The organism is Pedobacter petrophilus, assembly GCF_009674725.1.
In the GTDB taxonomy this organism is placed as follows: Bacteria; Bacteroidota; Bacteroidia; order Sphingobacteriales; family Sphingobacteriaceae; genus Pedobacter; species Pedobacter petrophilus.
In genome coordinates this window covers 63565-77934 of record NZ_WKKH01000018.1, presented here as the reverse complement: position 1 = coordinate 77934, position 14370 = coordinate 63565, and the positions used below count along the sequence as shown (strand labels likewise).

Annotated in this window: 8 protein-coding genes; all 8 read left to right on the top strand. The window is 37.8% G+C overall.

The features are described from left to right. Nucleotides 1-297: 297 nt before the first annotated feature. Entirely contained in the window at nt 298-1611 is a 1314-nt protein-coding gene (locus GJU39_RS12905; RefSeq protein WP_154281214.1) for a Gfo/Idh/MocA family protein, read from the top strand. Between the two features lie 116 nt (nt 1612-1727). Then, a complete protein-coding gene (locus tag GJU39_RS12900; protein WP_154281213.1) occupies nt 1728-2690 on the top strand; it encodes a hypothetical protein in 963 nt (320 codons plus the stop codon). A gap of 122 nt (nt 2691-2812) precedes the next feature. Then, nucleotides 2813-3655, top strand: a complete 843-nt coding sequence (locus GJU39_RS12895; protein WP_245227864.1) for an alpha/beta hydrolase — start codon at nt 2813-2815, stop codon at nt 3653-3655. 42 nt (nt 3656-3697) lie between these two features. Next, nucleotides 3698-6253, top strand: coding sequence for a glycoside hydrolase family 38 C-terminal domain-containing protein (locus GJU39_RS12890; RefSeq protein WP_154281211.1), 2556 nt, complete (start codon nt 3698-3700; stop codon nt 6251-6253). Between the two features lie 99 nt (nt 6254-6352). Beyond that, the gene (locus GJU39_RS12885) at nt 6353-8932 is read left to right on the top strand and encodes a beta-L-arabinofuranosidase domain-containing protein (protein WP_154281210.1); all 2580 of its coding nucleotides are present in this window, start codon (nt 6353-6355) and stop codon (nt 8930-8932) included. Between the two features lie 506 nt (nt 8933-9438). Continuing rightward, entirely contained in the window at nt 9439-11637 is a 2199-nt protein-coding gene (locus tag GJU39_RS12880) for a GH92 family glycosyl hydrolase (RefSeq protein WP_154281209.1), read from the top strand. 253 nt (nt 11638-11890) lie between these two features. Then, nucleotides 11891-13063: a hypothetical protein gene (locus tag GJU39_RS12875; RefSeq protein WP_154281208.1), complete on the top strand. Its 1173-nt coding sequence runs from the start codon at nt 11891-11893 to the stop codon at nt 13061-13063. Nucleotides 13064-13161: 98 nt separating this feature from the next. Next, on the top strand, nt 13162-14301 hold the full coding sequence (locus GJU39_RS12870) for a hypothetical protein (protein ID WP_154281207.1): 1140 nt from the start codon (nt 13162-13164) through the stop codon (nt 14299-14301). Nucleotides 14302-14370 lie beyond the last annotated feature (69 nt).

The following is a 14370-nucleotide window of genomic DNA, read 5'->3' as shown; positions in this document are numbered from 1 at the left end:
CAAATCAAGTTTTTGTTATACCCTATATTCTAGCTTTTGTTCATTTTTTTTAGACTGTTTGAGCTTCGAATAAGCTAATACAAATTAAAAATTGCAACCATATACTCCCATGCAATTTTTAATTTGTATTAGTTCATGTATAAGCTGTGTAACAATATGTAGTTCACGTACCTTATGTAATACAAAAGAAATTGAATTTCAGAAAGATGGAATTACAATAAAAGGATTATTTTTGGTTTACCAATTATTTGGGGCGCCAATTATAAACTTTAATAACCAAATTAGAATCAAACTACGATGAACAGGAGAAAATTTGTAAAAGATACAGCTATAGCAACAGCTGGAATAACTATTCTTAATTTCCCTGTTTTTGGGAAAAACGCACCCAGTAACAAAGTACAGTTAGCAGTAATGGGTTTAAACGGAAGGGGCTCTTTCTTGGCAAGCAGTTATGCTAAGCTTGAAAATGTGGAGATCGCCTACATTTGTGATGTCGAAGAAAAAGCGATACAAAAAGGCTTCAACGCGCTTGTTAATGAGAAAAGAAAGCCAACTTTGGTAAGGGATATTCATGACTTGGTTAAAAAGACAGATTTCGATGCTTTAATTGTAGCGGCTCCAGATCATTGGCATGCGCCAGCTGCACTTCTTGGTGTTGCGAACAATAAACATGTTTATGTAGAAAAACCATGTGGCCATAATGCGCATGAGGGCGAATTGCTCGTACAGGCAATGTCAAAACACAAAAAATTAATTCAAATGGGCAACCAGCGCCGTTCGTTCCCTACAGTGATGGAAGCGGCTAATCTATTGAAATCCGGAATTATCGGGAAACCTTATCTTGGGAAAGCATGGTATGTAAATAATCGTAAATCTATTGGTCATGGTGATATTATTCCTGTGCCAGCTACTTTGGATTTCAACTTATGGCAAGGACCTGCACCACGATCTGCCTATAAAAGTAATTTAGTTCATTATAACTGGCATTGGTTCTGGAACTGGGGAACGGGCGAAGCTTGCAACAATGGTACCCATGAAATTGATGTTTGCAGATGGTTTTTGGGCGTAGATTTTCCAACAAAAGTTACTTCTGCTGGCGGACGCTATGCATTTAAAGATGACTGGGAAACACCAGATACGCAAATTGCCACTTTTGAATTCGGCAAAGAAAAGGCAATAACTTGGGAAAGCAGAAGTTGTAATCAATACCCAGTAGAAAAAAATAGTCGGGGTGCAACAATTTATGCCGAAAACGGAACATTAGTTTATGATGGGGCGGCGGGAAGCAAATTTTACGATGCTGATAATAAACTGATTAAAGAAATTAAATCTGATAGTAAGGCTGACGCTAACAATCTTTTAAGCTCAACTGCGAGTTTAGACCTTTATCATTTTCAAAATTTTGTTGATTCAATCAGGGGTAATGCTCAGCTTAATTCACCGGTTTCGGAAGCTTATAAAAGTGTGCTCTTGTGTCATTTGGCAAATATATCGCAAAGAACAGGTGATACCTTGCACTGTAATGCTGCAAATGGCCATATTATTAATAATAAGGCCGCGGAAAACCTGTGGTCTAGAAAATATGAAAAAGGCTGGGAGCCTAAAGTTTAAGGTATAGAAACTAAGCGTATTATTAATTTAAAAAGTATAAAAAATAAAAAATGATTTCAATAAATAAACCCGTTTTTAAGCAAAAAATAGTATACATAGCGGTAATAATATCAGTTATGTTCACCTTTAATAATTCTTATGGGCAGGGAGCTAAAGGAAGTTCAAAAGGGAAGCCCGCCAAACCCGAACTTATTTTTCAATCAGGATTTGAGGGCACCTCGAAAGTTATACCTTTTAAAGGGTCTGATAATGATATTATTGGAAAAGATACCAAGCTAAATGGAAAAAATGATTGGGTAGCAGACTTGGAGAAGATTGGTGGAGGACAATTTAACTTACAATACACTGGTGGCGATTCTACCAAAAGGATTGCCCAGATTATCCCCGAACCTGGAAACATTAAAAACAAGGTGTTGATGTTTAGTATTAATGATAGTTGGTTAGCTTCTGAAGGGCAGCAAAAAGCAAGGGTACAAGCCAATATTTACGGTATTAAAAAAGGATATAAAGAATTTTACCAATCTGTTAGGATGTTTATTCCGGCCGATTTTAATGTACTTAGAAGCTTTCCTGAGCCAATAAAATGGTTAACCATTTCAGAATTCTGGAATAACGAATGGTGGGTAAGCACAGAAAAATACGGTTTCAGGGTAACATTGGGCATAGGTAAGCCTAAAGCTGAAGAAAGTGATTTTAACTTTATTCTCAATGGCGAAAATGCTGGTCAGAAAGAAGTTTGGAAGGCTGATAACACAGCCATTAAAGTACCTGTGGGAAAATGGTTTACCATGGAATATTATTTTAAAGACGGAGATGCTCAAAATGGAAGATTTTATATGGCCATAACGCCTCAAAATGGTAAAAAACAAGTAGTATTTGATGTTCACAACTTTACACATAACACTACTGATATGAATTCTGATGGACTTACTGGTTATAATCCAATGAAATTATACACGTCTAAAGAGTTGGTTGCTTTTGGTAAGGCACACAACACCCCACTACGCATTTATTGGGATGATTTTAAATTATGGAAAAATAAAACACCAGAGAGTCAAATGGCTAACGGTAAAGATTAATCCCCATCTATCCAGTAATCAATTGATAAGTCTCTAAAATATAACCAATCATGCTAAAGCACTGTACGTTTTTCCTCTTACTTTTAACATCGTTTGCAGCAAATAGCCAAGCAATTATTCCCTTGTATACAAGCAGTATACCCGGTGCTAAAAGTTCATCAGTAATAGAAAAAATCGAAACTACAGCTGATGGTAAAGTGCAAGTTACGGGAGTTACCGTTCCCACGTTAACGATGTATCTTCCAGAGAAAGAAAAAGCTAATGGTGCTGCTATAATTATTTGTCCGGGTGGTGGTTACGGTTTTTTGGCCATGTCTTTAGAAGGATATAGCTCGGCGCAAGAATTTCAAAAAATGGGTATAGCCGCTTTTGTGTTAAAGTACCGTTTGCCGAATGATAACATCATGGAAAATAAAGAAACTGGTCCTTTGCAAGATGCCCAACAAGCAATAAAACTTATTCGCAGCCAGGCTAAAAAATGGAATATTGATACCGCAAAGGTAGGAGTAATCGGTTTTTCTGCAGGCGGACATCTGGCATCTACTTTGGGTACACACTTTGACCGTCCGGTAGTTCCAAATTTATCAAGTGTTAGTTTAAGGCCAAATTTCATGATGCTACTTTATCCCGTTATCAGCTTTGATCAAACTATCGCCCATTTAGGTTCTCGCACTAAATTAATAGGAAATTCGCCTACGGCAGCTATGATTAATACTTACTCAAACGAAACGCAGGTTACTCCACAAACCCCGCCTACTTTTATCGTGCATGCGAGTAATGACGGTTGGGTGAAGGTAGACAATAGCCTAATTTTTTATCAGGCACTGCTCAAAAACAAGGTGCCAGTAGAAATGCACTTATACACTAAAGGTGGCCACGGTTTTGGACTTAACAATAATAGTACAAAAGACCTTTGGATAGACAGATGCCACAACTGGTTGTTGGCAAGCGGTTTTATTAAATAAGTTCAGCTATCGTTATAATTTACATCCACATCTTTATTTGAAATGAAATATACCCTTCTACTTTGTTTTTTGTCAACCATTGCTTTTGGTCAGCAAAAAAAGATTTATATCGCCTTAGATGATCATACCGACTATGTGTGGACAGGTGATGAAGAAAAATATAAAAACACTTTTTTAGAAACACTCGATTATTATATCAAGCTTAATGATTCTACTGCTAAACAGCCCTACGCTTATCAAAATAAATGGAATTGCGATGGCTCTTACTGGGTGTATACGTATCAGAAAAACAAAAGCCCCGAGCAGTTTAACAAGCTAATTACCCAAATAAAGGCAGGCCAGATTACCGTGCCGTTAAATTCGATGATTGTTTTAATGGGTGCTGCACCAGCAGAAGCGACGTTAAGAGACATGTACTATGCAGGATCATTAAAGCGCAAATACGGCCTTGATATGCCTTTGGTATTAAATATGGAAGATCAAGTGCTGCCCTTGGGCTTGTCGTCTTTATGGGCAGGATCAGGGGCCAAATATTCCTGGAGGGGAGTTTGTGCATGTGCATCAAAAGTAACTGGGCTCGAGACCAGAAAAAATCAGATGTATTGGTATAAAGGGCTCGATGATCAGCAGGTTTTGATGAAATGGTATGCCGTTAACCCAGCTATAATTACAAAAAGAAAGGATCATCGCTACTTTATGGGTACTTATCTTGAAGCCTTTAATCCAGAACACGCAGTAGAAGATTGTAAAGATTTAATGCGCGATACCAAAAATTACCCGTATTCAATTTCAGGAGCTTTTGGCAAAGGAGGCGACAGTCTTAAAACCCTTACTAATACCTTCCCTAAAATAGCCAGAGCAAAAACTGATGCCGATTATCAGGTTATTGTATCTAACGAGATAGATTTTTTTAAGGATTTTGAAAAACAATATGGTAACAAACTACCGTCTGAAACTTTTTCTTATGGCACTACCGAGTGGGGAAACAGTTTTGCTTCTCTGGCCGAAGTTTCGGCTTCAGTAAAACGGTCAGTTGAAAAGTTAAGGGCCGCGGAAGCTTTGTACACCCTTGTTGCTTTAAAAGACAAAAAGTTTGCCTCAAATCTGGAGGACATGAAGGAGAAAGCATGGTTTGCCTGTGGAATGTATTTTGAACACGACTGGACAGCCGACGGCCCATACATTACCCGCAAACAACGTGCAGACTGGCAGCGCAAAGTTGCGGCACAGTTAAACAGTTATGTAGATACGCTGTATAGCCAATCTAGTAAAAGACTAGGGGAGTTAGTTACTAAGCAAGCCAACGGAAATGAAGCGTTTTATGTATTTAATCCGCTAAGCTGGAAAAGAACAGATTATAGTGACTATTTATATCGAGGTAATGCCAATGTAACCGTAATTGACAAAACGAGCATGAAAGCGGTGCCTTCGCAAATCATTATGAAAAAGAATCAATCTTATTTACGGATCCTGGCTTCAGATGTGCCTTCGCTCGGCTATAAAGTTTTTGAAATTAGAAAAAATACAACCACAACCTGGAAAAATGGCTTAAGTGCAGCTGGTAATACCATTGAAAACGAATATTATAAAATTACCCTGACTGCCCAGGGGGTTGTAACCAGATTATGGGATAAGCAGAACAAAAAGGAATGCATTAAGCCTTTTAAGAAAATGTATTTTAACGATCTGGGGTCAGGTTTAGCGGACGAAGGCGAGCCGATAAGGATTGAAAACAGAGGCCCAGTTTCTGTTACGCTAGTGGCATCATCTTACAAACCCATTAAGCATACCTCTAAAATAACGTTATTTGCAGGCAACGAGCGGGTTGAAATAGAAAACTACATCACCCAAAACCTAGATGCCAAACCAGTTACCTATTCATTCGCATTAAATATTGATAAACCAGAAACCTGGCATGAAGAAGCTGGTGCTATTTTAAAAGCGCAAACAGTAGCTAAAGGCGGGCATTATGCCGATAGTATTTGTCGGTTAGACTGGTTGGCGATGAACCATTTTGCGGATATGTCTGATAAAAATTATGGAATGGTGTTATCAAACCGCGAGGCCTATTTTATGAAAACGGGAGAGAGTAGCGTAAGTAATTTTGATGATAGTACCGCATTAATCAAGGTATTGGCCGCTGGACAAATAGATGAGGGCCTAGGCATCATAAATCAGGATGGAGATTCGTATTTTGAAAACTTTCTCGCTTTAAAGCCTCATACAGGAAGTTTTAAGGCTGCTGATGCGATGCGTTTTTCTCTTCAACATCAAAATCCTTTAGTGTCACATCAAATTACTGGTGGCTCTGCTTATCCTGAAAAACAATTCTCTCTTTTTTCTATATCAGACCCAAATGTACTGGTATGGGCATTAAAACCCGCGGAAGAAGGGATTGATAAAGGCATTGTAATGCGGGTATGGAACCTGGCAAATGAAGAAATAAATTACGCGATAAAAGGTAATACTTCAATTTTAAAAGCGAGTAAGATTACCCATATTGAAACAGATGACGAGCCGATTAAAACAGGTGAAAATGACTTGAAAACTGTAATTGGGCATAACCGAATACAAACATACAAGCTGTTTTTAAAGTAAAAAAAGGTGGCTGAACAAAATTAGTACCAATAGCTAAACGCAAAATTTAATAAATAGCTAGACGTTAAAGATATTACGTCTAATAACCTTAATTCACAAATGAAAAAATATACGCTACTGCTTTTTGTAATTTCTATTTTCATCCTACAAGCACACGGTCAGGGGCTGTTACTGAATGGTAAATGGAAGTACAATTTTGCCGATAAAAAGAATTACTCGGATGCTGATTTTGATGACAAAGCCTGGAAGGAAATTAGCGGAAAACTGTCTTGGACAATGGCTGAACTACCAAAAGAAAGTCCGATAGTGTGGCTAAGAAAAACGGTAGTAATACCATCAAGCCTTAAAAAGGAACTCAATAAAACAGGTGCATTGGCCTTTTTTATTGGACAGACCGACCAAACCTATGATGCTTTCTTTAACGGCAAGCTTATAGGAACCACCAAATCTGGCGATACCAGAAAAGGGTATTTGGTTAATCCTGCACAAATTAAATGGGATGAAGAAAATACATTCGCCATACGGATGAAGCACTGGTGGAGCTATAATACCTTAGAAGGAATGCCGGAGTTTGGGGCTGCGCCGCCTGCTCAAATGTTTGTTTTTACGGTTGGTGCAAAAGGTATAACCAACAAGCAACAGGTGAGTAATAAGGAGATCACCTTCACCTGTACTGTTCAAAATAAATCAGAAAAGGCTGTTGATGGGATAATAAAAGCAGATTTTTTTGATCTGGATCATGTAAAACTCAGTTCTTTAGAAAAAAAGGTAAAACTGAACAGTGGCAGTAATACCGTTGATTTTGTTTTTAAATCTACATCTCCATTTCTTAAAATAGAATACGCTGTAGTGGTGCCAGAATATCAATATACCGGACTATGGAACGATGAATATGGCTATAAAAATATCCCATACCATGTCGCGTTTCCTGTAATTGCAAATAAAGTAGGCGAAGAGTTTAAACCGGCCGCGTTAAATAACCAGAAACTAACAGGCTGGTTAGGCGACAAAATGAAGGTCAATATAGAAAAGCGATTATATCGGATTGACGAAGATAAAATACTAGGATCATTTATTAACCGGCCAGGCAACCATCCATGGATAGGAGAGCATATTGGCAAATTTTTGGAAGCTGCCTGTAACTCCTATGAAAATACCATGGATCCTGCTTTGAAAATACAGATAGACCGTAGTGCACAAAAATTGATCGCAGCGCAGTTAAGCGACGGCTACCTGGGTACTTATGCCATGGATAATCATTGGACAGGATGGGATGTTTGGTCACACAAGTACGATCTTATCGGGCTTTTGAAGTATTATGAAATTTCAGGTTTTAAACCAGCATTAAAGGCTGCCGACAAAATAGGCGATTTACTATGCCAAAAATTCGGCACTGCAAAGGGACAGAAAAATATCTTAAATGCAGGTGGGCACGTTGGCATGGCAGCTACCTGCATTTTAGATCCAATGACAGACCTTTACCGTTTTACCGGGAATAAAAAATACCTGGATTTCTGCTATTATATTATCAAAAGTTTCGATGAACCAAAAGGGCCACGAATAATTTCGACGCTCGGAACCTTGGGTCGGGTAGATAAAACAGCTAATGGTAAAGCTTACGAAATGCTTTCAAATTTAGTTGGTGTTATAAAACTGTATAAAATTACAGGCGACACCTATTATTTAACACCAATATTAAATGCTTGGAAAGACATTGTGGCTAATCGCTTGTACATTACAGGTACATCTAGCTCTAAAGAACACTTTATGGATAACCATTTGCTGCCTGCCGAAACTGAAGACAATATGGGAGAAGGCTGTGTTACTACTACTTGGGTGCAACTAAACTACCAGCTCTTCTGCCTAACAGGTAAAATAGAGTACCTAAACGAATTGGAACGTTCTGTTTATAACCACTTAATTGGGGCTCAAGATCCACATACTGGTTTTGTAAGCTATTACACACCTCTTATGGGTAAAAAAGCTTGTATTGATTATCAGTCCTGCTGCGCTTCTAGTGTGCCTCGCGGCATAGCCATGATCCCGCTTTTCGCAAACGGAAAGATTAAAGGTGCACCTTCTTTCTTTTTATATCAGCCAGGTGTTTTTAAAACTAACTTGGATAATAAAGAAAAAACCTCGGTTGAGTTTACTACCCAAACCCAGTTTCCTACAAACGGAAAGGTAAGCATTGTTGTAAATCCTGCCATAGCCAGACAGTTTGCTGTTCAATTGCGTAAGCCATATTGGGCAGATGATTTTACTGTTTGGGTAAATAATAAGAAACATAAAACTACCTCAACCGATTTTGCAACGCTTGACCGAGTGTGGAAGAAGGGCGACAAGATTGACATCACTTTTAACATTGCAACCAAGGTGTTAAGCGGAAGCATTAGTTATCCCGGAAAAATTGCCATTCAGCGAGGCCCGCAAGTTTTGGTAGTAGATAACATGCTTAATCAGAAGGCTTCAGCAGATATTCTACTAAATGGAAAACAAATTAAGTTAAATGCGGTGAGTTCAGTTTTGCCAGCAGATTGGGCAGGCAATCAGGCTTATGAGGTCTTAGGAGCAGCGAACGGTAAAGAACAAAAATTAATACTAGTGCCATTTGCAGATGCAGGCCAAACGGGTGGAACTATAACTACATGGCTTTCTGATAGAAGTAAAATGAAATAGTATTTCAGTTATATGACCTGTAAACATAATACTACTGTCATATTGGCGGCAGTATTATGTTTACAGGTATTCTATTCTTCTTAATCTTATTGTGATTTTTCTTACCTAAAATTTTGCGCCTTTATTACAGAGAGGACATCAATGTCATAGAACCGTAGTGAAAAGAAATTTGGCTTTTGACTAATTACAGCAAAAAAAATATCCATATCAGCAAATTTACCTCAAAGCAAGTGCCGTAATTTGAGATTAATAAGTCTCTATTTAATAGTATAGACTTAAAAAATTAAATCGGTATAGCCTATAACTATAGCCGTAATTGTAACCAAATATCAATCATGCATAATTATCCAAGTGCTAAGCTAATAGAAATATTCCCTATGTACTTATTTACAAGAATGAATTTGAGCGTACAACGCCATCATTTCTAAACGTAGCTACAGTCAGCATTTTACCATCTCAAAAAAATATAAAGATAATAACAAGCAACAATTAATTGACTACAAATTATGATGATTAAAAAGTTAAGCACTATGGGTATTGGGTTGTTAATATCCATTCAAAGCTTTTCACAAACTAAACTGGTAAACTATATTGACACCAAAATAGGAGTGATTGATACTCGAGGAAGCAATTGTATCATTGGTCCGCAACTACCTTATGCAAGTATCAGCCCATCTCCGCAAACTATAGACGGAGATCATGATGGTTACCATCCAAATCGACCTATCAGAGGGTTTGGTCAATTGCATGTAAGCGGTACAGGCTGGGGAAAGTACGGCCATTTCCTGATTTCTCCTCAAGTAGGACTTGCTGTAGCTCCAGATAAGCACGATTCTCCTAAATCAAAAGAAATTACCACGGCATACTACTACCAAACTAATTTAGACCGTTATAACATTGTTGCTGGCGTTGCGCCCACACATCATGCTGCATTATACCAGTTTACATACCCTAAAACAGATAGTGCTTACATAGTTTTGGATGCTACCCAAAGCATTGCAGATTTTATACCCAAGCTAGGTTATAAGTTTAGAAAATGCGACGTAGAAATACTGCCTGAAAAAAATCAAATTCGTGCATCCATAGAATGTTCAGGAGGTTGGGCTTATGGCTATTATAAACTTTATTTTATTGCACAGTTTAACAAGTCATTTTCTGAAAGTGGCGTATGGAAAGACAATACATTGAAAAAAGGTGAATATGCCATGTCTTTAGATAAGGATGAAGGGCAACGTGTTGGAACATTCTGCCGCTTCAAAACTCAACAGGATGATAAAATTTTGATGAAAGCTTCTATTTCCTTTTCGGGATTTGAAAATGCTGAAAAGTACCTCAATAATGAAATTAAAGGATGGAATATAGAAGATGTGGAAAAAGCGGGTATGCTTGCTTGGGAGAACAAGCTGCAGCATATTAAAATTGAAACCAACTCTGAAGCACAAAAAAAGATTTTTTATACCGCAATGTATCATACCATGATTCAACCCCGTGATCGTACCGGCGACAATCCAAATTGGAAAAGTAACGCTCCTTATTGGGATGATAATTACGCCTTATGGGATACCTGGCGTTCGGCCTTCCCCTTGTTCATGTTAATTGATCAAGATATGGTTCGTGGTAACATTCAATGCTTTGTAGATCGCTATAAACATAATGGTGCTGTACGTGATGGCTTTGTAGCTGGCATTGAAATGGAGGAAGAGCAAGGTGGGAATGATGTAGACAATGTAATTGCCGATGCCTATGTTAAAGGCCTTAAAGGTGTAAACTGGCAAGAAGTTTATGGGTTGGTAAAATATAATGCAGAAAAAGAACGTAAGGGTTTAGTTGCCCGCAATCAACAAAATCCGGAATATAAGGCCAACAATGGCCGCTATAAAGAATTGGGCTGGATTCCTGAATGCTTTAACAGTAACTCTAACACGCTTGAATATGCGTATAACGATTTTTGCGTAGCACAATTAGCCAAAGGTTTAGGGGAAACCGCCGATTATGAAAAATTCATTAAAAGAAGTAAGGGATGGACAAATCTGTGGAACCCTAACCTAGAAAGTGATGGCTTTAAAGGTTTCATTGATGCTAAAAAAGCCGATGGATCATTCATCAATCAAGATGCTAAAATGTGGGGGAAATCATGGGTAAACCCATTTTATGAGGGTACATCATGGACCTATAGCTATTTCGTTCCGCATGATATAAACCGTTTGATAAAATTGGTTGGTGGAAAGGAAATGTATGCTAAACGACTTGAATATGGAATGAATAACAAGCTTATTGACTATGGAAATGAACCTTCATTTTGGGCTTTGCGTTCGTTTAACCACGCTGGGCGACCAGATCTAACCTCTAAATGGGTACACTGGATATTAAATAAAAATTACGACACTACCGGCTATACCGGCAATGATGACACCGGGGCGATGACTTCGTGGTATATTTTGTCTGCCGTGGGTTTATTCCCTAATGCTGGTCAGGATATTTACTACCTGAACGCACCACTTTACAAAAAATCGGTGATAACGTTAAGCAATGGAAAAAAGTTAAGTATAAGTGCAAATAATTTATCGGCTAAAAATATCTACATCAAATCATGTAAGGTAAATGGAAAGCCATGGAACAGTTCTGTTATTAGGCATAAAGATATTGCAAATGGCGCTACTATAGAATTTGAATTGGCAGCACAGGCGGGTAATTGGGGCAAATAGTATAAAATTTAATAATTAACAGGATATAACTATGCAAAGAGAAAGATGCAAATAGATTGTCTTGAACACATCAATAAGCAGATAAACATTGATAATTAAAGAATTTCGGTCTTTTTTAATCTATGAATTTTAAGTTAATAGTCATTTGCTTTTTATTGATAACATTTCATTCAATATTCTGATTTAAGTTAGGATAGAATGAATATGATAACAATTTACTAATAACAACCTAACCAATTATAAACCAAAAATTATGAAAAAGAAATTCTTTTTTAGCAGAATTTACGCTGTAATATTGCCAATGGCATTATTGAGTGCTTGTTCAAAAAATGCAGATCCTGAGGCAAGTTTAGCTTCTGAAGGTAGTAAATCTGCAAAAATAGTTGCCTTGGGTAGTAATGCTACAGAAATAGCTGCTACCCCTTCTCTCGTGTTTCAGTCGGGTTTTGAGCCTGGCAGTGGTAATACCAATTACCCCCAAATAGCTGCAAACCCGACTGGCCAAGGTGAGGATATTTTAGGTAATACCCTAGGCTTAACATCAAGCGATTGGACTTATCATTTAGAACTCAAAACGCCGGTGAAATATAAGCTCTTCCGAATTAATTATGAAGGGGGAACGTATACCGATCGCCAAGCGCAAATAATAACCAACCCTGTAAAAAATGTAAACAGCAACAACAGCAACACGGTATTGAGATATCGGCTTACTAATGCTACAATACCCGAAGGTAATTATATGAAAGGACGTGTGGCAGCCGAATTATTTTCTCAATCACTTGCACCTGGTGCTACAACTGCAGATAAAGCAGTAGCTTCTAATGTCACGGAATATTATCAAAAGGTTAAGTTTTACTTACCAACTGATTTTGATCTCTTACAGTCTTCCACGTTTCCTTTACCTTATACAGGCGATTGGTTATTATTATGGGAATTCAGAAACCATATACCAACAACTACTGGCAAAGATTCTCGAGTAGCAATATATGTCACACGAGCCAATAATACCAGTACAACAAAGTTTCACTTTATTATGACTTGTGATGAAATGGGTGTGGGCGGGCCACCTGTAAATATTTGGAAAGATGAGAATTTCAATTATACAATAAATTCTGGCAGATGGCTAGAAGCGGAAATTTACCTGAAACAGGGTGTAGGTAGTGCAGGTAGAAACTACTTTGCAATGCGCAATGTAAATGCGAATAATACTGGTACTTGGTACAAACTCACCGATAAATATGCTACCAATATTCATCACAATAATACAAACCCACAGGGCTGGAATGGATGGAATCCAATGAAGGTATATTGCAGTGCGCCTGTTCTTCAACCTTTTCAAAGTGCTGGCAAATCATTTGTAATGTATTGGGATGATCTTGAAATTCAAGAAAACAAACTTCCTACCCCTGGCGCTATAGCACCTTAAAATGTATGGTGTTAAATAATAAGAAGGTGACTTGCTTAAAGAAACTTTCTTTTATTAATGGTATAGTAAACTTAAAAAATAGATTACGATCTAATATTATGACAAAAAAACCTTTACTTTTTGCTATTCTTTTACTTACAATGGTATATTCATGTAAGAAAGGAACAAAAACGGCTATTGTTGTTACACCACCAATTGTTACGCAACCTCCTGCAGTATCTAAAGCAGAGGAATTTATATTTCAGTCTGGATTTGAGCCAGGAAGCACTGCCAATACTAACTATCCACAAATAGTGGCTAACCCAACTGCTCAAGGAGAGGATATTAAAGGTAATACCACAGGCTTGATGAATAGTGATTGGATCTATGATTTAGAAACAAAAACGCCAGTAAAATACAAGCTTTTCCGTATGAATTATGAAATGGGAACTTATACCGATCGAAGAGCCGAAATAATTCCAAATTCTGCTAAGGATGTGGGTAGCAACAATAGCGACAACATATTAAGTTTTAGGCTTACTAATGCTGTAATACCGGCAGGGTACACAAATAAAGGTCGTGTGGCTGCAGAACTATTCTCACAATCGCTTGCTCCTGGTGCCACAACGGCAGATTTGGCCGTATCATCAAACATCAGGGAATACTATCAAAAAGTTAAGTTTTATTTACCAAACGATTTCAATCTTCTTCAAGCCTCTACTTTTCCAGTGCCAAACGCAGGTGATTGGTTGCTATTGTGGGAATTTAGAGATCATGTACCCACCACCACAGGGAAAGACTCAAGAATAACGATTGATATTACTAGGCCAAACAATTTAAGCACAACAAAATTTAATTTTGTAGTTAGCTGTGATGAAATGGGTGTAAATGGTGCACAACCACTAAATATATGGAGTGTGCAGAACACCAATTATAAAATACCAACTGGCAAATGGTTGGAAGCAGAAATTTATATTAAAGAAGGTGATGCTGGTACAGGCAGAACTTATTTCGCAGTTCGTGAGGTAAATGCTACCAATACAGGTGTTTGGAATAAGTTGTGTGATAAATATGCAACTAATATCCATCGCAATAATACCAGTCCTACGGGTTATAATGGCTTTAACCCGATGAAATTATACTGCAGCGAGGCTGTGGTTAAACCTTTTCAAGTTGCAGGTAAATCTCTACAGGTATATTGGGATGACTTGGAAATGTACGAAAACAAACTTCCTAGCGTGGGCGCTATAACGCCATAGCAGTAGGTAAATCGGCTGAAAGGTATAAATTCCCGGTTGCGCAAGTTGCCGGGAATTTTATTGTTTAAT